18 protein-coding genes, 1 other RNA gene and 1 pseudogene are annotated in these 22,155 nt (G+C 38.0%); 6 read left to right on the top strand and 14 right to left on the bottom strand.

Annotated elements, in window-relative coordinates; all coding sequences use genetic code 11:
* Positions 1-12: 12 nt before the first annotated feature.
* Together AC6CH1_RS04625 and AC6CH1_RS04620 are read left to right on the top strand one after the other, a co-directional pair.
* Positions 13-1,023: a DUF2332 domain-containing protein gene (locus AC6CH1_RS04625; RefSeq protein ID WP_498316436.1), complete on the top strand. Its 1,011-nt coding sequence runs from the start codon at positions 13-15 to the stop codon at positions 1,021-1,023.
* 140 nt (positions 1,024-1,163) lie between these two features.
* Positions 1,164-1,814, top strand: coding sequence for a ZinT family metal-binding protein (locus AC6CH1_RS04620; RefSeq protein WP_435368073.1), 651 nt, complete (start codon positions 1,164-1,166; stop codon positions 1,812-1,814).
* A gap of 65 nt (positions 1,815-1,879) precedes the next feature.
* Here AC6CH1_RS04620 and AC6CH1_RS04615 read toward each other — a convergent pair whose 3' ends face one another.
* Positions 1,880-3,799, bottom strand: coding sequence for a penicillin-binding transpeptidase domain-containing protein (locus tag AC6CH1_RS04615; RefSeq protein ID WP_498316435.1), 1,920 nt, complete (start codon positions 3,797-3,799; stop codon positions 1,880-1,882).
* 175 nt (positions 3,800-3,974) lie between these two features.
* Between AC6CH1_RS04615 and AC6CH1_RS04610 the strand changes: the two genes are divergently transcribed.
* Positions 3,975-4,892, top strand: coding sequence for a LysR family transcriptional regulator (locus tag AC6CH1_RS04610; protein WP_251688786.1), 918 nt, complete (start codon positions 3,975-3,977; stop codon positions 4,890-4,892).
* A 351-nt stretch (positions 4,893-5,243) separates the two neighbouring features.
* Here AC6CH1_RS04610 and AC6CH1_RS04605 read toward each other — a convergent pair whose 3' ends face one another.
* The 4 genes from AC6CH1_RS04605 to AC6CH1_RS04590 all read right to left on the bottom strand — a co-directional run bounded on the left by AC6CH1_RS04605 (position 5,244) and on the right by AC6CH1_RS04590 (position 7,845).
* Entirely contained in the window at positions 5,244-5,468 is a 225-nt protein-coding gene (locus tag AC6CH1_RS04605; RefSeq protein WP_008404823.1) for a sulfurtransferase TusA family protein, read from the bottom strand.
* A 13-nt stretch (positions 5,469-5,481) separates the two neighbouring features.
* A complete protein-coding gene (locus AC6CH1_RS04600; RefSeq protein ID WP_251688788.1) occupies positions 5,482-6,531 on the bottom strand; it encodes a YeeE/YedE thiosulfate transporter family protein in 1,050 nt (349 codons plus the stop codon).
* A 220-nt stretch (positions 6,532-6,751) separates the two neighbouring features.
* A complete protein-coding gene (locus AC6CH1_RS04595; RefSeq protein WP_498316434.1) occupies positions 6,752-7,096 on the bottom strand; it encodes a DUF6176 family protein in 345 nt (114 codons plus the stop codon).
* A 14-nt stretch (positions 7,097-7,110) separates the two neighbouring features.
* Positions 7,111-7,845 (bottom strand): DUF2087 domain-containing protein, encoded by a 735-nt coding sequence (locus tag AC6CH1_RS04590; RefSeq protein WP_498316433.1) that lies wholly within the window; start codon positions 7,843-7,845, stop codon positions 7,111-7,113.
* Positions 7,846-8,272: 427 nt separating this feature from the next.
* Here AC6CH1_RS04590 and abc-f point away from each other — a divergent pair, with 427 nt between their 5' ends.
* Positions 8,273-9,733: a ribosomal protection-like ABC-F family protein gene (abc-f, locus tag AC6CH1_RS04585; protein ID WP_498316432.1), complete on the top strand. Its 1,461-nt coding sequence runs from the start codon at positions 8,273-8,275 to the stop codon at positions 9,731-9,733.
* Positions 9,734-9,784: 51 nt separating this feature from the next.
* Here the strand turns inward: abc-f and glsA are convergent, their stop codons facing one another.
* Complete coding sequence (glsA, locus tag AC6CH1_RS04580; RefSeq protein WP_251688796.1) at positions 9,785-10,705, bottom strand: glutaminase A; 921 nt, start codon at positions 10,703-10,705, stop codon at positions 9,785-9,787.
* Between the two features lie 145 nt (positions 10,706-10,850).
* Between glsA and AC6CH1_RS04575 the strand changes: the two are divergent.
* Positions 10,851-11,839: pseudogene (locus AC6CH1_RS04575) on the top strand (S66 family peptidase).
* A gap of 116 nt (positions 11,840-11,955) precedes the next feature.
* Here AC6CH1_RS04575 and AC6CH1_RS04570 read toward each other — a convergent pair.
* Together AC6CH1_RS04570 and AC6CH1_RS04565 are read right to left on the bottom strand one after the other, a co-directional pair.
* Positions 11,956-12,942 (bottom strand): GGDEF domain-containing protein, encoded by a 987-nt coding sequence (locus tag AC6CH1_RS04570; protein ID WP_498316431.1) that lies wholly within the window; start codon positions 12,940-12,942, stop codon positions 11,956-11,958.
* A 20-nt stretch (positions 12,943-12,962) separates the two neighbouring features.
* Positions 12,963-13,757 (bottom strand): alpha/beta fold hydrolase, encoded by a 795-nt coding sequence (locus AC6CH1_RS04565; RefSeq protein WP_251688801.1) that lies wholly within the window; start codon positions 13,755-13,757, stop codon positions 12,963-12,965.
* A 365-nt stretch (positions 13,758-14,122) separates the two neighbouring features.
* Here AC6CH1_RS04565 and AC6CH1_RS04560 point away from each other — a divergent pair, with 365 nt between their 5' ends.
* A complete protein-coding gene (locus AC6CH1_RS04560) occupies positions 14,123-14,587 on the top strand; it encodes a chemotaxis protein CheX (protein ID WP_427710604.1) in 465 nt (154 codons plus the stop codon).
* Positions 14,588-14,867: 280 nt separating this feature from the next.
* On the opposite strand, the gene AC6CH1_RS04555 is transcribed toward AC6CH1_RS04560, so the two are convergent.
* The 6 genes from AC6CH1_RS04555 to AC6CH1_RS04530 all read right to left on the bottom strand — a co-directional run bounded on the left by AC6CH1_RS04555 (position 14,868) and on the right by AC6CH1_RS04530 (position 22,154).
* Positions 14,868-16,769 (bottom strand): ATP-dependent DNA helicase, encoded by a 1,902-nt coding sequence (locus tag AC6CH1_RS04555; RefSeq protein ID WP_251688805.1) that lies wholly within the window; start codon positions 16,767-16,769, stop codon positions 14,868-14,870.
* Positions 16,770-16,956: 187 nt separating this feature from the next.
* Positions 16,957-18,096, bottom strand: a complete 1,140-nt coding sequence (locus AC6CH1_RS04550; RefSeq protein WP_251688807.1) for a THUMP domain-containing class I SAM-dependent RNA methyltransferase — start codon at positions 18,094-18,096, stop codon at positions 16,957-16,959.
* Positions 18,097-18,100: 4 nt separating this feature from the next.
* Complete coding sequence (locus tag AC6CH1_RS04545) at positions 18,101-19,849, bottom strand: putative bifunctional diguanylate cyclase/phosphodiesterase (protein WP_498316430.1); 1,749 nt, start codon at positions 19,847-19,849, stop codon at positions 18,101-18,103.
* Positions 19,850-20,044: 195 nt separating this feature from the next.
* An RNA gene (rnpB, locus tag AC6CH1_RS04540) (RNase P RNA component class B) lies at positions 20,045-20,428 on the bottom strand.
* A 63-nt stretch (positions 20,429-20,491) separates the two neighbouring features.
* Positions 20,492-20,791: a cell division regulator GpsB gene (gene gpsB, locus AC6CH1_RS04535; RefSeq protein ID WP_079528712.1), complete on the bottom strand. Its 300-nt coding sequence runs from the start codon at positions 20,789-20,791 to the stop codon at positions 20,492-20,494.
* Positions 20,792-20,891: 100 nt separating this feature from the next.
* Complete coding sequence (locus AC6CH1_RS04530; RefSeq protein WP_498316429.1) at positions 20,892-22,154, bottom strand: ribonuclease H-like domain-containing protein; 1,263 nt, start codon at positions 22,152-22,154, stop codon at positions 20,892-20,894.
* Between the last annotated feature and the right edge of the window lies 1 nt (position 22,155).

The raw sequence follows: 22,155 nt of genomic DNA, 5'->3' as shown, positions 1-22,155 counted from the left end.
GAGGTGTTTTAAATGGAACAACTAGTCGCAGTTTTTAGACGTTTTGCCAAACAGGAAGCGAAAAACAATAGCCCACTTTACGAATATTGGTGTGAAAGGATTATAACAAATGAGCAACTATTGCATCTCATTATGCATATTCCGGAGACACAGCCAAAGCCGAATTTATTTTTTGGGTCTGTCCAGTATTTATCAGCCCAAAAAGAAACCCCTCTAAAACGAATATTCGAAAATCCTTATGAAGTAAATCTGGAAGAAAGCTTTCAATTACTCATCGGTTTCTGTACACAACACTCGGATGAACTGTTGCAGTTGTTTCAGACAAAATCCGTTCAAACAAATGAAGTCCAACGTGCCAGCTATCTTTACCCGATTTTCTCGGAAATTGCCGAAGAGGCGAAACTACCATTATCATTATTGGAAATCGGTACAAGTGCAGGACTTTTGCTTAATTTGGATGGGTATCGATATGAAATTGAACAAGAACCGCCGATTTCATTTGGCAATGAAAATAGCCCTCTCACTCTTTTTGCGAAAAACTACGGCACGCCTATAACTTCTGTGAAAAGCCTGAACATTGTACACCGATTTGGAATTGATTTAAATATTATTGATCTACAAGATTCTGATGAATATTTATGGCTGAAAAGTTTAATTTGGCCCGAACAAATTATACGGAAAGAAAATTTAGCGAAAGCAATGGTGATTCACCGGCAATATTCAAAGCTTTTACTAACCGGAGATTTTAGAAATCTTATTCCCCCACTATTTGAAAACCATGAACTTCAAAATAGCCAAATTATTATTTTCCACACACATGTAGCAAATCAGTTTTCCGCTACATTAAAGTCAGAATTATTGGTACTGCTTCAGCAACTAAGCCATATTCATAGCATTTATCACATCTACAACAATATGTATGATAAGGATTTACATGTGGATTTCATTGATGCTGGTATAACTAGAACCGTCAAAATACTAGAAAATACTGATGGTCATGGGAAGTATTTTAGGTGGAATTAACTTCTCAAATAGTAATAATTACGATTTGTATTGACAAGCAAGGCACAACTATATAATATTATAAATCGTAACAGTTACTATTTAGGAGGTAAGGTATGAAAAGGAAATTAAATTGTTTAAGTATTTTAGCGTTTAGCATCATGCTGGTTGGTTGTGCTGAAAATTCTAAAGAAGAGGTCAATGCAACTGCGGATGTTGTAACAGAAGAAAAGGCTCATGAGCATGATCATCAACATGAAATTAATGAAAAACAGGAAAAAATTTATAACGGTTATTTTGAAGACGAAGAAGTACAGGACCGGCCATTAAGCGATTGGAGCGGCGACTGGCAATCGGTCTACCCTTATTTGCAGGATGGTACTTTGGATGAAGTTTTTGAACATAAGGCTTCCCATGATGACAGCCAAACATTTGAGGATATTAAATCTTATTATGAAACTGGCTATAAGACTACTACGGACCGTATTGTCATTGAAGATCGTTTTATTACATTTTATGATCATGGTCACGCGCATAAAGGAGAATACACATATGATGGTTATGAAATATTAACCTATGAAAAAGGTAATCGTGGGGTCCGGTTTATTTTCAAACATGTCGGCGAAGAAACAGGCGTCCCGGCTTATATTCAGTTCAGTGACCATATAATCGCACCTCAAAAATCAGGGCATTACCACATCTACTGGGGGGATGATCGTGAAGCTTTATTAAAAGAAATAACGAATTGGCCAACCTATTACCCTTCAAATATGGAGGGCCATGAGATTGCACACGAGATGATAGCACATTAAAAATGTGTACACAAAAACAACCATTTGCTCATTGAGCAAATGGTTGTTTTTCAAAAAGTTTAATATTATTTTTCTAAATAAAGATGAATAGTGCCATCTAGTTCTAATACACTTTCCGGCTCAGGTAACTGCGCTTTTACTGTCTCGCCTTCTCCATGTACTTTAATTTGATAAGGATATTCCAACTCCATAATTTCATTAACAGATACACCTACTAAATCAGGTACGCGCTCCGTCAATTCATCACCCCAGCGATATTGCTTTTCCAATTGGCCTTCTCGATCTTTTTCGATCCCTAAAATAGGTGCAATATCTTCAATAATCTGTCCAACAATCGGCGCTACAATTGTACTGCCGAATACTAATTCGCCTTTAGGACTGTCAACCGCTACATATACGACAACTTCAGGATCATTTGCCGGTGCAAAACCTATAAATGATACGATATAGTCCCCATCTTTATAGCGTCCATTTTCTACTTTTTGAGCAGTACCCGTTTTCCCGCCTATGCGAAGTCCATCCCGGTAAGCAGCCCGCCCCGACCCATTTGCTACTACTGACTCCAGCGCGTCTCTTACTATTTTGGAAGTTTCCTCACTGACCACATTGCGTTTTAAGGTCGGCTTATTTTCTATAACCACTTCTCCACTTTCCGGGTTGTATACTTTTGAAACAACATATGGCGTAAAGAGTTTACCGCCATTTACAGCTGCAGAAACTGCCTGCACTTGTTGAATAGGTGTCACAGATATACCTTGCCCAAAAGAAGTGGTGGCATGTTCAACCGGTCCAAATGCCTCTTCGGAAAATAATATACCTGACGCTTCTCCGGCAATATTAGAACCAGTTGTTTTACCAAACCCAAAATCCTTAATGTACTTCATTAACTTGTCAGCACCTACTCGTTGACCAAGTTCGATAAATCCCGGGTTACAAGAATTTTCCACTACTTGTAAAAACGTTTCCTCTCCATGACCATCACGTTTCCAACAGCGAAGTCTTACACCTTCCACCATCGTATAACCTTTATCAAAAAAAGTATCTTTTTCGAGATCCACTACATTTTCTTCAACAGCAGCACTCAGTGTAATAATTTTAAAGGTTGATCCCGGCTCATATGTCATCCAGACCGGCAAGTTCCGGTTATAAATAGATGATTCTACTTCTTCAAACTTAGAAGGATCGTATGTAGGATATGAAGAAAGAGCTAAAATCTCACCTGTTTTAGGATTCATCGCAATGGCCAGTGCCTGTTCTGCGTTATATTTTGTCATAGCTTGAGACAGTTCTCGTTCAATTACTTTCTGAACTTCCACATCAATTGTTAAGCCTACCGTTGCCCCTTGCTTCCCTTCCCGCCATTCATCATTCACATGGGGTAATGCCTTCCCCTTTGCATCAGTAAACAACTTAATTGCTGCATCTTTAGAAGTCAAAAGTTTATCATATTGATATTCAATTCCTGCAAGTCCCTGCGAATCATACCCTGTAAATCCGACTAGTCGTGATAACAAATTCCCGTACGGATAACTCCTGTCATAATCTACACCACTATATAGTCCGTCAATTTTCAATTCTTGAATTTTAACGGCTTGTTCGTATGAAATATTTTTCGCTTCCGGTGCAAGTTTGACTAGATAGCTTTTAGAATTCATTTTTTCGTATAAATTTTTGGCGTCCAACTTAAGCACCTCTGCAATCTGGTTTGCAGCTTCTTCAATATTCTCATTCTGTGTTGGCATGAAATAAAGCGTTGGCGCTAATTCATTCGTAACAATAAGTTTACCGTTTCGATCCGTAATTTTTCCGCGCTCTGAAGTAAACGGGATTTCCCGATCCCAATTCGTCTTGGCAAGTTCCGTTAGTTTATCATGCTGAATAATTTGCACATAAAACAGTCTTATAAAAACAATTACTCCGAAAAGAATAAAAGCAGAAAAGATTAATCTCAATCTTTTTTTGGAAATAGTTGAAATCCACTTCAAAAAATTCACCTCAATATTCACGTTATGAATAAAAGGGAATTTCTATTCAAGCAGCTGCCAGTCGAATAGGGATATTAAACCCCCTTTCTATTTATATGGTTCTACCTTACAATAGATATTAATTATATAAACAGTACATATAATAGTTTATAACTATAAAAGTGAGGCGTTTTCTATGGAATTACGGCATTTAGAATACTTTTTAATGTTATGTGAGGAGATGCAATTTACTCGAGCTGCTGAACGGCTTAATATTGCACAGCCAACTTTAAGCCAGCAAATTAAAGTGCTCGAAAATGAAGTGAATACCCCGTTGTTTAACCGGATTGGTAAGAAAATCACCCTTACGGAAGCTGGTCAGATTCTTTATCGCCAAGCACAAACGATATTTCAAACATTGCATACAACTAAAATGCAAATGCAACAATTGGCTTCACTTGAAAAAGGGATTCTTCGTGTAGGCGCGTTGCCTGGTGAATTGACTAATATTGTGTCAGATTTAGTTTTAAAGTTCATGCATAAATATCCGCATATACAAGTAACGGTTACTTCCGGTGAAGATATTCATTCATTAATAAAAAACAATACCATCGATTTCGGATTTACTTTTTCACCACTAATTGAAAACTACGATGAACAGTTTGTGGAGATTCCTTTATACACTGAAAAGTTCTGCTATGTAGAAAGCAAAGACTCTGCTACACGACTTGAAGAACCCGTGCAATTGTGCCATATTTTAAAAGAACCACTTGTTTTGTTTCCAAATGCGCATCTTTGCCGGCGGATATTAAATGCTGCAGCTAAATCGGACAAATTAACGGTTGAGCCAAAGTTTGAAACTTCCAGCATTCCGGCTATTTTTCAGTTTGTCGAGCAATGCCTTGGCGGAACGATTGTAGCCAAAACATTGTTTGATTTACATGCGTCGGACAAACTGCAGGCTCATATCATTCAGCACCCTATACTGGAAAGAGAAACATTGCTGATCTATCAGAAGGAGCGCCAGCAATCACCAGCTTTTAAAGCGTTTCTTGATTTATTGAAACCTGCGCTGACAAATTATCAGTTGTCATTGTCTGCTAATTCATTGTAAGGGGCTATACAATAGTCCCTTTTGTCATTTATTAAAAGATGAAGGGCTGTGATGATGGGAGTTCTTCTAATATAATCGGAAATCTTCAAATAAATTTTGGCACGCTATATTCTAATATCGTTGTTCAAACTTCTAACATCGCTCCGTTTTTTTCTAATAACTCCCCTAAATGTTCTAATAAAAGCTCTGCCATAGCCTAAATTTATTTTAAATTTAATTTGCCTTAATAGCTTCATAATAAATAAAATCTCACAAATTATAGTGTCGGGTAATATGTAATCCCTATCTATCCTGTCACCCCATTAAAAAAACAGCACCTCATAAATCGAGATGCTGCCCGTAACTCATAAATTATTTTTTCTTAATTGTAATTGTCCAAGAAGCTTCGCCTAATTGCTCGTAGTTTGTTACTTCATGGCCGTCTTCTGCTGCCCAGCGCGGAATTGATTCCGTGCCTTGAGTACAATCGAATTGTACTTCCAGCTCATCACCTGTGTTTAACTCTTTAATTGCTTCTTTTGCTTCGATCAACGGAAACGGACAAACCATTCCTAATACTTCTAATGTTTTTTTCATTTAAATTCTCTCCTTAAGCACGCGCTGTTGCACGTTTTTTTGATGGACGCACAAATACGAAGTACGATGCTGTCCAAGTACCCAAAATCATGAATAGTAAAGCAACCCAACCTGACCAAGTCATCATTGATGTCATTACAAGACCGTTCCCGATTGAACAGCCGCCTGCAAGACTTGCGCCGAACCCCATTAAAATACCGCCGGCAGAGCTTCGGACAACTGTTTTTGTATCTGGTGTACGTAATCGGAATTCACCGCTCATTTTAGCAGCGAAGTAAGAACCGAATAAAATACCCATTACAAGGAATACTCCCCAATTAATGATGTCTAAGTCCCCAGTTACTAAAAACTGTAGAATATTTGCTGAAGGTGTTGTAATCCCTAAACCGAAAATACGTCCTGATGCCGCACTTAACGGCCAAGCCAATGTTGCGATCAAACCGATTAAAGTTGCTGTCACATAAGGATTCCAGCGTTTTTCGAATAAAATATGTGCCAAGCCTGTTTTCTTAGGTTTCAAGCCTGGAATTTTCACACGTGGTTTGCGTAATTCACGGTAAACAATGAACGCCACCAATGCAACAAATGGAATGACTAAAAACCAGACATTAATGCCAAATGTATCGGCAATTGAATCAGTACCTACTACCGGTGTACGTGCATCAACTGTAAATTGTGCTAATGGACCTGACTTCATAATAGCTGCCATCAACATGTAAAATGCTAATGCTATCCAGCTTCCGATTAAGCCTTCACCTGCACGATACCAAGTACCTGTAGCACAACCGCCTGCAAAAATAATCCCGATACCGAAAATAAATGCGCCTGCAATCGTTGCCCATAATGGGAACTGACCTGCTGTATATTCAAACGCCCCTGCCTCAATTAGTAGGAATACACCTACCGCTTGAACTGCAATGGCTACTAGTAAAGCATAAAACATACGATTATCTTTAGCGATGTACATATCACGGAAACCGCCTGTTAAACAGAAACGTCCACGTTGCATCACAAAGCCTAAAAGAGCACCACAAAGGATACCCGTAATTGCCATTTGCAACAAAATAATTCCTCCTATTATTAAAACCAAGTTTATCAATAGGGATATAATATAATATTTTACTACTATAATACAAGTATTTTGTTTAAGATTAAGATAATCGTATAAATTTAGTTGGTTTTATGGTTTAAAGGACGAAAATGAATGTATTTTATTGAAATCCTACAGAGTAAAATTTATTTTCAGCAAATTTACTTTCCTAATATTACAAATTATACTTTTATCAGTTCATACTAGCCCGTACATTTTCAGGAATCATTACGACTTCTGTTTTCAAATCGATAGAACCAAAATTTTCATCGATGCATTCCTCCCAGTATTCCAAATACTTTTTATCAATCCAATGGGTAGAATCATCTACATCCACCCCACCGCTTCCTTGTACCGAATACCAGTATAAATATTCTTCACCATTCAAATGTTCGTGGAAAATCGTTTCCACAAACATTTTCTCTCCCTCAAGTGTTACAAGTACATCTTCCATATGATCATTTAAAAAATCCATCCATTCTTTTACTTTAGAAGTTTTCCCGGCTTTTACACGATATCGTGTCAGCTCTACCTTCATTGAAAGACCCCCTATCATTTCACCCAGTACTCTGAACCATCGTCACTCCGCTCCATAAAGCCATACTCAATCAGATGACGGCGCAGTGATACAAAATCATCGTGGACAGTCTTTAAAATTTCATTTACTTCTTTTTCATGGTAGTGCTTGCCTGCATCAAAACGATTTAAAATATGCTGGAGGATAATGATCTTTTTCTTTTCCTTACTAGGAATTGTTTCAACCCCCGCATCCAACCCGTTTTTAAAATAGGTAGTCAATACTTTTTCTCGTTCCTTCTGTTCAATACTATAACGTTCGTCCACTTGTCTCGCCCCTTTATGTATTTGATAATGTTCAGGGTTTTTCATTAGCTGCATGAGAGCAACAAAAATTTTCGCCTGTTTTTCCTTTTCGCGAAATTTAAAGCGGTGCTGGCGAACTGTTGATACACTCGATACACTCGATACATTGCTATCATTTACAATTTCCTGATCGGTTTTGCCTTCGAAAAAATGCTGCAACATTTCAATTTGAACATCTGATAACCCGCTTACTTTTTTATCTAAAGCAAGCAATGCGTGAAATGGTGAAATATGTACCAGCTCAATGTGTTTTTTAATCATGCCATTCGCTGTCAGAAAACGATTGTTATATGGAAAGACTTCATCTAAATGATAGGACTGTTTACAAAACAAACATTGATACCTTTCCTGTTTCATTTCATATCCTTTTATAAGTACTTTCGTTGAAATATTTTGAATTTCCAAAAAATATCACCTCTATAACATTTATAATATACGTTACTATATTTGTAAACATTTTTATTTTATGTTTACTATTTTGGGCCATTCTGATTTTATAATTTTCTCCAGAGAACAACAGGATCTTCTATAGGAGTTGTTTCCTCTAGAATTAGGGGGTTGAATTTCCGAACAATCTATGGCATACTACTAATAATTTACTGGAAAGGAAGATGAATGGCTGATGGATAAGTAATTCTATTTTACACGTAAAAATGTATACGCATTTTCACATAAAATAGGATTAGTCTGCCCATTTATACTCCTTTAGCGAACTTAAAGGCTTATTTACGTATGATTACTAATCCTTCTGACACTTTCAGAAGGATTTTTTATATATAAATATTCTTTGTGAATGCGTATACTTTCAAATCAAAATTTGGAGGTATGCTATATGCCAATAGAATTGAAAAACGTATCATTTAGCTATGATTTACTCGAAGAACCATTATTTAAAAATATAAACATAACGATCGATAATACTTGGAAGCTTGGTCTAATAGGACGTAATGGTCGCGGAAAAACAACTTTACTTCATTTACTGCAAAATAAATTACCATATAGCGGAACAGTAATAAGTGATGAAGAATTTCATTATTTTCCCTTTGCCATTCGTGATCCAAAGGTTACTACGTATTATGCGATTAATGAGGTCATGCCCGTTGAGTTATGGAAGCTCGAGCGGGAATGCCAGCTTTTGTCGCTTGACTCATCGTTGTTATGGATGCCTTTTGAACAATTGTCGGGCGGCGAACAAACAAAAGTAATGCTTGCTGCTGTCTTCGGTGAAGAAAACCGTTTTCTTCTGCTTGACGAACCTACGAATCACCTCGATCTGAAAGGCCGGTCCATCGTTGCAAACTATTTAAAAAAGAAAAAATGCTTTATCGTTGTCAGTCATGACCGTCAATTTATCGATGAAGTTGTCACACATATTTTGGCGATTGAAAAAAATCAAATTAGCGTATACAAAGGAAACTTTTCAGTTTATGAACAGCAGAAGAAGCTACAGGACGAGTTTGAACTCGAGCAAAATCGCTCATTAAACGCTGAAATCAACCGCCTGCAAAAAACGGCTCGCGAAAAGTCTAACTGGGCCGCGCAACGTGAAAAGCCTTCAGGAAATGATCCATTCGGAAATGCAATTGCAAAGCGCATGAATAAACGAGCAAAAGCAATTGAAAAACGCACACAGGAAAAAATTGAGGATAAAACGAAGCTGCTGAAAAATATTGAAACAATAAGCGATTTGACGATTAACTGCCAATTGAAGCATCGGAATCCTGTACTTCGCGTGAAAAACCTTACGTTGGGCTACAATGATCGACCTCTGTTCCAACCTATTTCATTTGAAATTTTCCAAGGGGAGCAAGTTGCCATTGTCGGTCCGAATGGCAGTGGTAAAACATCACTTGTTCAATATTTACAGGGTACATTTCCTGGTACTGTAGACGGCGAAATGATTATGCCACAAGGGTTGAGCACAAGTGTTATCCGCCAAAATTATGAGGATAATCAAGGGATGTTAAAAGACTTTGCCTTTGAGCAGCAAATCGACTACACATTATTTTTAAACAATTTGCGTATTTTCGGATTTAACCGTGATGTTTTTCAAGTACCAATTGAAAAGATGAGCATGGGTCAGCAAAAGAAAGTCGAATTTTCAAAGTCGCTCGGACTCGAAGCAGAATTTTATATTTGGGATGAACCGCTGAACTATTTAGATGTTTTTAACCATCAACAGATTGAAAAAATGATTGCTCAATTTAAACCAACTTTGTTATTTGTGGAGCATGATGCCACATTTGTAAAAAACACAGCAACGAAAGTTATTGAGCTCCTTCCTTATCGTTAAATTAAAAAAGGAACATTCCTTCATTTTTTTGAGAGAATGTTCCTTTTCCTGTTATAAACAAAACAAATCATATTCCTTTGACAGGTGCATCAAAAACTCGATACCCGCTACACTATTGCCGACTTGATCAATGGCTGGTCCATAAATGCCAATTCCAATCGGACCTTGCAGTTGTTCTATTTCACCATTACGGACTACGGCAATGATTGCACCGGATACACCGCTTTTTGCCGGCAACCCTACAAACGCTGCAAATTTTCCGGATGCATTGTACATGCCGCATGTGAGCATTAAAGCTTTTGCAATATTAATTACCTCTTTATTGCAGCAAGCTTCACTATCTTTTCCATTAGTCGCAAAATAAAATGCCATTTTCGCTAAGTCGGTCACATCTACTGAAATCGAGCAAAGCTGTAAATAGACTTGGAGAGCTTCCTCAACATCAGATTTCAGGAAACCGTTCGCCTGTAATATATAGGCGATTGCCCGATTATAATCAGCTGACTGGTATTCCGAAAAATAGATTTCATTATTAATATGCACTTTCTTTCCGATCATGCGTTCTAAATAAGTCGTCACAGATTTCACTTTTTCGAACATTGTCTCACCCGGAAGTAACGAAGCAATTGTTATCGCCCCTGCATTGATCATCGGGTTAAAAGGCTTATTATTATGCCCTTCCAATCGCACAATTGAGTTAAATGAGTCTCCTGTCGGCTCCACATCAACATAATGCATGATTTCCTCAATACCGTGATGATTTGCAGCAACCATAAAACTGATTACTTTCACGACACTTTGAAGTGTAAAAGTTTCTGTACAATCACCTAATTCAATTTCCTGTTCTGCACTTAGTAAACTCACCGCAAACAAATCGCTATTTGCTGCAGCAAGTGCTGGTATATATGAGGCGACCTTACCACCTGCTGTCATTTGCTTTGCCTGATCATAAATTTTTTGTAATTTGTTCATTGGACACTAGTTGCCGTAACTAGCTGCTCACCTCCTCATTTTCTATCATATACTCTACATTTATTATTTCCTTTTTTCTGCTCGAATATATTGTATAATTTTAACATATACCCGAAACTATAAATTAGCAAAGATAGGTGATTATATGTTTCATCCATTACAACGTGGAGATAAGATCGGCATTTTCTCATCTTCTGTACCGGCAACTACTACCGCAAAGTTGCGATACAGTCGCGGTAAAGAATTTTTGGAGGAAAAAGGATTTCAAATTATCGAGGGAAATCTTACAGGTAAACAAGATGGATATCGGTCAGGACGCCAAAGGAACGTGCTGAAGAATTTAATCAGCTACTAAGAGATCCATCAATTAAAATGATCATGTCCTCAATCGGCGGTACGAATTCGAATAGCCTTCTCCCCTATATAGATTACGATGCGTTTAAAAATGACCCGAAAATTGTGGTCGGCTACTCTGATACTACTGCAATTTTATTGGCTCTTTTTGCCAAAACGAATATTCCTACATTTTACGGTCCGGCACTCATCCCTTCGTTCGGAGAATTTGAGCCGCTTGTCCATGAAACATACAATTATTTTGACCGCTATTTTTGTCAACCAAGCGTTCCGTACTCGATTCCAATGCCACGAATTTGGTCAGATGAAATGATTAACTGGCTAGATTATGAGAAGCCAAAAACACTCTACTCAAATAAATGGATCAGTGTTCATGAAGGTGTTGTTGAAGGACGTTTAATAGGCGGCAATAATAATACAATGTACGGTTTCATCGGGACAGCTTATTTTCCTGTTATTAATACCGGTGATATATTACTCATTGAGGATTCATTGAAGTGTGCGTCAACTGTAGAAAAGAATTTTGCGATGTTGAAATTGCACGGGATATTCGACAAAGTTGGCGGTATTATCCTTGGAAAACACGAGCTCTTTGATGATGAAGGGACAGGCAAGCTGCCGCTTGACCTGTTATTGGAACAGCTGGATGATAAAATTATTCCTATTCTTGCCGATATCGACTGTGCCCATACCCACCCGATGTTCCCTTTGGCGATCGGCAAAAAAATCCGTCTGGATACGATCAACCAATCAATTACTTGTATTGAACATTGGCTTTAGCTATTAAGAAAATGTAATTGTACGAAAACTTCATCGACATTAAAAAGGCTAATGAAGTAATTAATTCAATAGCCTTTTATTGTATGTATCTATTATCCTAAAACTAAAAAAGAAAGCTACATCCTTTTCATCGCTTCATACTGTGTTGCCTGGTTGCGTCCATTTCGCTTTGATTCATAGAGTGCATCATCCGCATGTTCAAAAACAGAGCTCTCAGTATCACCCTTTTTAAATGTTGTACAGCCGATACTTACCGTTAACCGACCAACTGATGGCCATATTGTTTTCTCAAACTGTTTAATCAACTGTTGGGCAATTTCAAACGCTTTCTCTTCATCTGTTTGGCCTAACAGTAAAATAAATTCTTCGCCCCCAAATCGTGCAGGAATATCCTGGTCACGAGCAGCTGTTTTCAATAGAACTCCTAATTGTGCTAAAACCAAATCTCCTATTGCATGTCCATATATATCATTCACCTGTTTGAAATGGTCAATATCCATTACGAGCAAGGAAAATGGAATTCCATGTTTATCAAACTGCTCAATATGGATTTGAAGCTTTTGCTGAAAAAAACGGCGATTGCCAATACCGGTTAAGTTGTCTGTATTGGAAATATACTGTAGTTCTTCGTTCAGTTGAATTAATTGCTGCTGTTTCTCTTCAATTTTTTTATTAATTCGCTGCAAATGTTCATGGGCGGTTGTTTTTTCGTTATATGCTTCTTCCAATAATAGTTTCGCTTGTCGAACTTCACGCTCATATTCAATTCGCTTGTTCATTGGCATCATGACAATATCGACAAAATTCTTACCTTCCTTATTTACTTGTTTTGCATTGACTAAACATGGCATTGTTTGTCCAACAGCATTCTGTATATTAATAAAAAGTTCATCTACAAATTGATACATTGCCATATTAGGATAAAAATACGAATGGAAAATTAATTTACTACTGGATGAAAACAACTTTTCAAGATGTTGTCCATATAACTCTTCAAGCCTGTAATTTGTCCATTGCAAAAATGTTTCATTTACATCAATAATTGTATATTGCTCGTTTGTAACAATATATCCACAAGGCAATTGAGCTAGACGTCTCTCCATCAATGCATACGCCCCTATTCTTATTTTATATAGTTTAATATGATTTCTGCTGTTAATTTCGGGTCGTTTAAATGTGGATAATGACCTCTAGTATCTAATATTACCAATTCATTGTTCGGAATATGAGCGCTTAAATAATAGCCTACGTCAATCGGTACAATACTATCATTCGCGCATTGCAGGATTAATATAGGAATTTGCGTCTCCCCTAATCGATATCGTGAATCACTAAAGAAAGTGACTTCTGCAAACTGTCTCGCAATACTTGAATTCGTTGATACAAATGTTTCTTCAAGTCTCTTTGTTAATGGTGCATCACTTGATTGATCCATTGCAATTGGGGCCATATAGCTTGCCCAACCTTCAAAGTTCATTTCCATTGTTACAAGCAGTTCATCAATTTCACTTCGATCAAATCCCCCTTTATAATCTCCATCATTCAAATAATAAGGGGAAGGGCCTATCATAATAAGCTTTGAAAAGTATTGCGGCATTTTTATAGCAGCGAGCATACCGATCATCGAACTTACAGAGTGACCAATAAAAATAATATTTTTAAGATCGTATGCCTCAATAATGTCAATGACATCCTGTACATAACCATCTAAGCTATTATATTTCACCCTATCATATGCCGTTATATCGGAGTTACCAGCACCTACATAATCAAAAAGAATAATTTTGTACGATTCCTCAAAATAAGAAATCAAACTTTGCCATAAAGTTTGATCACAGCCAAACCCATGCGCAAATAATAAAACTTGCTCTCCCTTACCCTTGATCGAAATATTATTTCTCTTTACAACGTTGACCAATGTGATGACCTCACTTATCAAATATCTATACTTCCTATTTTGGAACATATTTCATGAAATTTCTACTCTATTACATAAAAATCGCATTGTCAATGTGACAATGCGATGAATAGTTTTTAATATTTTATTTTTAATTTGCTGTATTTTTCATAACATAGTTTCCAATTGCCACATAAACGATCACTGTTGCTCCAATAAAAGCATACAACATTTTAAACACCGCCCCATTTGTTGATAATAATTATCATTTTCATTATATATGCTCCGAAATTTTCTGTCAATACAGTGTCTTTTAATTTTCTTCTATACATATACCGAAGCAACATGTTAATATGAATTAAAAGTCTAGGAAGGAGAAATTATTATTGAGTAATTCGACGCATATTCAAACTATCTTAAACGGGACAATCCATTCACTAAAAACTATATTACCTATGATTATAGATGTGAAATCTCCTTCCATCATAAATGAACCGTACGAACAACTTGAGATGGGTGTGCTTATAGGATTAGTTGGTGATGTTAAAGGACGCATTATCATTGACGGCACACCGGAAAGTTTTAGTGCAATCGGCTCTGCGATGTTCGGAATGCCTTTAGAAGGTGCTATGCTTGAGTCCTTTACAGGCGAACTCGGGAATATGATTGCCGGTAATTTATGTACATACACAGTCCAACATGATTTGGAACTTGATATTACGCCACCTACCGTGATGGTTGGTCATACAAAATTATACGGCTTTAAGCAAGCATTTAAAATACCTGCTACTTTAGAAGGTATCGGGGATTTAATTATTCTATATACCATTGATACTGAAGAAGAAGAGTAAATCATTTTTGCCTTTTGTTGATTCTTTCAATGAAAGGTTTTTTTATTTGAAGAAAATTACGGATATTAGAACAACCCTAATAATTATTAGAAGATTTCACTACTATCTTTGAACTTTTCATCTTCATATTAAAAAGAAATGATTCACTTATTAGAAAATCAGCATTTTATTAGAAGATTTTTCATTAAATTAGAACATCACTACTACTAAATAGAAAATAGCGCGCCCCTACAAATCCAAAAGGAAAACCCCGCTCGAAACACTCGAACGGGGTTGAACATTATTGTGGATCCACTGCTAAAATATCTGTGAAGTGTGATTTCACGCTTGCTTCTTCATTATTTAATAAAATATGAATGTCACCATGATCATTCGATGTACGAATCAGACGGCCCATTCCTTGCTGAAGACGAAGTTGCATGAATGGTAACTCAACTTCTTCAAATGGATTTTGTGCAAATGAACGTTTTGCATCAAATAATGGGTCATGCGGCGGGAATGGCAAGTCGAAAATAATGACGCGCGTTAACGCTTCTTCCGGTAAATCCAAGCCTTCCCATAAATGATACGAACATAATGTTTTCACTTCACCGTTTTGGAACTCACGGACAATTGCCGAAAGCTCACGGTCGCCTTCAAATGCGATATTTAAGCGTTCCATTAAACCAACATTAGATTTAAAGTGATTCATTGCCTGTTTTGATTTAAATAAAATTAATGTTTGTTTACCATCTTTCAAAAGCTGCTCTACTTTTGCAGTTTTTTCGGATTGCGAAAGTTCATGTAAATAAATTTTCATTACTTCTTCGTAATCAAACGGTGATGGTACACTGAAGCTTTGGTATTGTTCGATACCTAAGCTTGATGCGATATAGCTGAAATCCTTATTTACCGATAGTGTAGCCGATGAGAACACGATTGGCATTTTTTTCGAGAATAACGTTTCAGAAAGAACATCTGTAATCAGGCGCGGCATAATGACGAGCGTCTCTTCTCCATCATTATCCTCCAGCCAATCAACAGCATCGCCTTGTGCAACAAAAATACGAATTGCCGCTACATAATGCTCTAAAAACTCTTCCGCCATATTCAGCTCATATTCCGGAATCATATAGAGTTCCGATTCAAAAACGAATTCTTCCAGCAGCTGATCGACATATGCAATGACGCGCTCGCCTAAGTGGATCAGTCGCTCTGATTTCACAATACGTTTACGGTCTTCTTCTGATTTAATGACATCTTCACGCAACTGGTCAAAAAACAGTTCATGGTGATCTTGTAAATGTTCCATCGCATATAATGTACGCTCACGAACACCATCTACCATTAATCGTTCCAATAACTCTACAATCGTATACGCCTGAACTTTGTACGTTAATGCTTTTTGGGCTGCATATTCAAGTAAATGTCCTTCATCAAGCACCATCATTGAAACTTCCGGTAATAGCGGTAATTGCCCTTCACGTTCACGTGATTCCTTTGTCGCCAAATGCTCCATTAAAAAGTCTTGTGAACAAATGATAAGATCCGTCGATTTACGGTAATGTGCACGGTGTAATGTTTGGCCGCAACGATTACGTAAATCACAAACCGCACATTGCATGATTGAATTATAGTTTACTTTCTCCCAGTCTTCATCCGTCACTAACGGATAATCCGAGCGCTCCCCGTATGGCTGCACGGCAATCATACTGCCCTGTGCATATACCCCATCCGGAATTGAAAATGCAATATCATCAATCCACTCTTCTGTTTCCGTTTTTTCCGCTTCTTCAAAGCGTTTTAAACATAAATATTGGTCACGTGATTTTGCAAGACGGACATCAATATCCAGTCCTAATACATCACGAAGTTTATGAATATCGCCGCCCTCTTTTACGAGCTGGTCGATTAAAGTTTCATCTGCACAGGCAATAAGTGCCGGTTTTCCTGTATAACGTGCATAAGATACTGCCGGTAATAAGTAGGCAATTGTTTTTCCTGTTCCTACCCCAGCTTCCGCAAATAACACGTTCTTTTCTTTTAAAGCTTGCTCTATTTGGTAAGCCATGAAAATTTGTTCGTCACGGCATTCAAATCCTCGTTCAGGCAATTCGTCATACAGGACATCGCCTAACCAATCGCCTAAAGAGTCGAAGAAAGTTTTCTCTCTCGATAATTCAAAAGGTAAAGATTTTCTCAAATGGATGTTCCCCCTCAATATGAGGCGGAAGGAACGTATACAATTCCTCCCGCAAATACTAACAATTTACAATTTATATCAAAAAATTCCGTACTTATCATTATACAACGATTCACATAAAAAAGACTAATAATATGCAACAAAAAGAGCGCTCTCCGGAATGTCTTCTCGGACACGCTCTTCGTTATTAATTTTCGCGCTTAGATTTTTGACCCCAATACTGGTATAAATCTGTGCGGATGAATCCGTTAAATAATTTACGCTTTTTCGTCGCTTTTTTACCGTAATGTACTTCAAAGTCTTCCATTGATGACAGCATGTATACTGACCATGTTGGGTAGTTTTGCATAACTTGACCAAACTGGCGCAGCATTTTCTCGATTTCTTCTACTTCACCGATACGCTCACCATATGGAGGGTTTGTAACAATAACCCCGTCTGTCAGCTTCGTTGTGAAATCCGTCGCCTGCATTTGCTTGAATGTCAATAAATCGCCAAAGCCTGCTTCAAGTGCATTTTCTTGCGCAATGGCAACCATTTTATGATCGATATCTGTACCGATGATCGTTAATTCCTGATCATAATTCGCTAAAGAATCCGCTTCATCACGCGCTTTATCCCAAATATCCTGCTTCATCCACGGCCATGATTCCGAAATAAATTCACGGTTATAGCCTGGTGCGATATTTTGGCCAATCATAGCCGCTTCCAATGCAATCGTTCCCGAACCACAGAAAGGGTCTACGAACGGACGGCTTGGTGACCATTTTGAAATTTTCACTAATGCTGCTGCAAGTGTTTCTTTTAATGGTGCTTCACCTTGTGTCGTGCGGTATCCGCGTTTATGCAAGCCTACACCCGATGTATCAATCGTTAATGTTGCCATATCTTTTAAAATCGAAATTTCGATTTTAAATGTCGGGCCGGATTCATCTAAAAACCCTAAACGTTTATAGGCAAGCTTCATTCGTTCAACAATCGCTTTTTTCGTGATTGCCTGACAATCCGGTACACTGAATAATGTTGATTTGACCGATTTACCTGACACCGGGAAATTTGCATCCACCGGCAAGTATTTTTCCCATTGAACAGCTTTTACACCTTCAAATAGCTGGTCAAATGTTTTAGCCGGGAATTGGGCAACGACGATTTTCACACGGTCTGCTACACGCAACCATAGATTCGTGCGAGCAATCGCCATCTCATCGCCTTCAAAATATACTTTGCCGTTATCGACACGTGTTTCGTATCCTAGATCACGTACTTCTTCTGCTACAATTGCCTCTAGGCCCATCGCAGCTGTTGCAACTAAATTAAATTTTGTCATGCGTTTAAATCCTTCCTTGATGCTCGACTTCCCAAAATTGGATGAAGTCGATTAATTCTTCCATAGGCAAAGGTTTACTGTAGTAATACCCTTGAATATAATCACAGCCCATCGATTTAAGCAAATCGACTTGCTGGCTTGTTTCCACACCTTCAGCTACTACTTTCATTTGCAGGCGATGCGCCATTTGAATAATCGCATCGACAATTGCCTGCTTATCATCAAGCGAGCAAATATGCTGAATGAAGCTGCGGTCAATTTTCAGCACATCGAGCGGGAATCGCACTAAGTAACTTAATGAAGAATACCCTGTCCCGAAGTCGTCGATCGAAAGCTTAAAACCTAATTGCTTCAGTTTTACTAGTTTACTCACTGTCTCCTGCGCACTGTTCATCACTGTCCGCTCAGTCACTTCGATTTCAAAGCTTTGTGCCGAAGCATTATTCCGCTCTAAAATTTTTTGAACCGAATCTAAGAAGCTTTGCTGCTGGAAGTGAATGCTCGAAACATTTACTGCTATCGGTACATTTGGGTACCCGGCAGAAACAAGCTGATGATAGCCTTCACATGCAAGCTCGAAAATCATTTCGCTCAGTGGGATAATTAAACCCGATTCTTCAGCATGTTCGATAAATTCAGCAGGTGATACAAAGCCAAGTTTCTCACTGTTCCAACGTACTAATGCTTCGATTCCGATAATTTCATTGTTTTCGGTACTAACTTTCGGCTGGTAGGCAAGCGTAAATTCCCTGTTTTCAATCGCTTTACGGAGCTCACTATCAAGTGTCAGCACTCGATTCGAATCAGTTTCCAAATCGTCGAAGTAAAATGAGTAGCAATTGCGCCCATTGTCTTTTGAAAATGACATGGCCCGATCAGCACGATTCAATAGTTGTTCTGTTGTCATACCGTCCGCCGGGTAAATGCTGATTCCCATACTTGTCGATATATAAATATCCTGATCGTGAATTTTAATCGGCGTTTCAAAAACCCGGAGCACCTGCTCAGCAAATTTTGCAGCTTCTCTTGGATGTTGGATATTTGCTAATGTAATGACAAATTCATCCCCACCAAAGCGCGCTAAAATATCCTTATTTCTCACTAAAGTTTTCACGCGTTTGGATACTTCTACCAATAACTGATCACCAATGGCATGACCGAGCAAATCATTCACTTGCTTAAAGCGGTCTAAATCCATAAAAAGAACCGCATGCTGTATCGACATCACCTTGTTCTCTGTCACTTCCAGAAGTGCATTCATACGTTCAATATAGGCAAAACGATTGCACACATCTGTTAATGAATCATGAAGAGCCCTTTTTTCAAGTTCGTCTTCCACGATTTTACGTTCAGATAAATCTGTAAAAATGCCGCAGTAATTTGTAATTTTACCTGCTTCATCTTTAATTGCTAGTATTGTCAGCCATTCGGGGTATAATTCACCCGTCTTGCGTCTATTCCAAATTTCACCTTGCCACATGCCTGCCTTGCCAATTTGTTTCCACATATCAATATAAAAAGCTCTGTCATGCACGCCAGACTGCAAAATAGACGGTTTCTTCCCTTGTACCTCTTCCAATTTAAAGCCTGTAACAAACTCAAAAGCAACATTAATCGATAAAATTCTTCTATATCGATCGGTAATCATAATACCTTCCGCAATATTTTCAAAAACTCTTTCGATTAATTCTTTTGGAAACTGTGACAATGCCAGCTCTTGTATGATGGATTTATTAGACTTCAATTCGCTCAAGACATCTCACCCTTATATAAAGAACAGTTTTTATATATTCACTCCGACAGAAGGAGGTATTGTTGTATTGATTTAGTTCCCTAATTCCCCGTCATGAACCTTTATTTTTATATTTATAATAATTTTTTCTACTAAGAAAGGCTCTCCACAAAAGAATGGAGAGCCCTTTTATATGTTCAAAAAAAAGCATCAATAATCAATAAGCCATGTTTTGTTCCTAAGTACTCAAGCAGCTTGCGCCTCGTACGACTAGGTAGTAATCATCTATCTACGGCCAAGCTGACCGTCCCTCCATCCGTTCAATTCCTTCAGGAGAGTGCCCCTACCATAATTTGGGTTTCTCACTCATGGGGTTTACCTCGTTCCACCTCATAGTTTTCACTATAAGCTCCGTCACTGTGGCACTTTCAGGAAGTTTCGTCCATATCTAAAAGACTTAGGAGTTCCTTCCGCCGTCAAGAGAAATTCTCTTGCCTTACCTTATTTTTTCAGTAAGCACGAACACTACGGGCATCGCAGCACCGTGTGAGCATGGACTTTCCTCTACGACCTTAAAAGTCGCAGCGATTACTCGAATATTGATGTATGAATAAAGTATACTGCAATAATAGAAAAAAAACAATATTCCCATGAATAGTTTAACTATTCGTAAAGCTTACTCCCGAAAACATGCTTCTCCAAGTTTGAAAGTCGCTTTAAAATATCGAAGTTTGTACTATTCGCTGTTGGAGCAGGAGCTACCGCCGATTTGCGGCTTGAGTTTGCCAGCTCTTGCTTTAAGCGCTCGTTTTCCTCTTCTAAAGAAGCAATCTTTGCAGTAAATGTGTCATAATCTTCACGAATCAGATCCAAAAATTGATCCACTTCGTCAATGTTATAACCTTTCATACTCTTTTTAAATTCTTTTTCCAATATATGGTCAGCTGTTAATTTAATATCCATTATTCCTCGTCCTTCCATCACGCTACTTCTTTGATTTATTATAGCATAGGTCTGACAAATGGGACGACTACATATGTTCTAGTTGTCGAAAAATTTTTCATTATTTGTCGAAAAAATTTTTATTTCTTTTATTGGCCAAACGACTAAGCCTTTTCTGCCAATTTCTTTGCTGATTTTGCAGCTGTGATTCTTTTTGAAACGGGATTTCAGGAAGTAAATTATTCCCTATTTCCGTATAAATGTATGCCTGCTCGTAGTCTTTTAATTTATGTTCATATAGCATTGCCAGTTGTTCGTATGCCTGCAGCTGTTTTCTGACAGGGATGGCCGGAAGTGCTGTTTGGAATGATTGGATCGCTAAATCCGTTTCTCCAATCCGCTTTAATTCAAATGCCAAATAAAAATGTGCATAACCGGTATCTTTTGTTTCGAAATGTGCCGTCACTGCCTGTAGTATTTCCGTACTTGTTTGCCGCTTTTTCAAATCGCCAAACCATTTTCCGATATTCGTATACGTTGTTGCCGACTCCGTTGATATATCATCAAACAATAAATTCGTCGAATGAATATACAATGTAATCAGCGACAGTAAATCCCATTCATTATGCAACAGTACTTTCATCAGCGTTTCCGCATTCCCGCTTTTGACCGCATCAAAATATATAATCGGAGCCAAATGACCCGGTATATCCCCGATTCGGTAAAACCCAAGCTTATCCTGTTCAACTTGGGTAAGCTTCATGCGTGATAAATCGTCTTTCCAAAGTCGTTTCGTACTATGCAGCAAATCAATTTGCCGCTGTGATTTCAGCGGCGGCAAAAATTGCTGGTTCAATGTCCAGCGCACTTGAAGCTGCGGCCAGTCGAAACTTTTTCCGTTATAGGAAACAATCGTTACATTTCGCTGCCATAGCTTTGATTCAAACAGTAGTGCCGCTTCATTCGAAGGGTCCGCCAATACATATTGTGTGAGCGTAAAATCTTCATCATTTGCTTCCAGGAAACCAAGTAAAAAAATATGGGTACCCGCGCCTTTTAAACCGGTTGTTTCTGTATCAAAAAACACGATCGTTTCATCACCGCTAATGGCAAACGGATGATCCTCAGCTTGGGACTTCCAGCGCTTTAAGGAAGGAAACAATTCCCCAAGCTTGTAGTCACCGTGCTGATAATCAAATGGATAATGCACTTCCCGTTTAAAAAGCATGCCGAATTCATTTTCTACCAGTTCAAGCCCTTCCTGTTGCCATTGTTCGCTATATAAAGGCGGTTCAGGTTTGATGAATTTTGGTTTCTCTTTTTTTTGCTCCGTTTTTTTGCCTAGCAGTTTCTTCATTTGCAATAGCTTATTTTCATACGACATG

The sequence above is a fragment of the Solibacillus sp. GQ1 genome, assembly GCF_059758555.1.
This window is presented reverse-complemented; position numbering and strand designations above follow the sequence as displayed.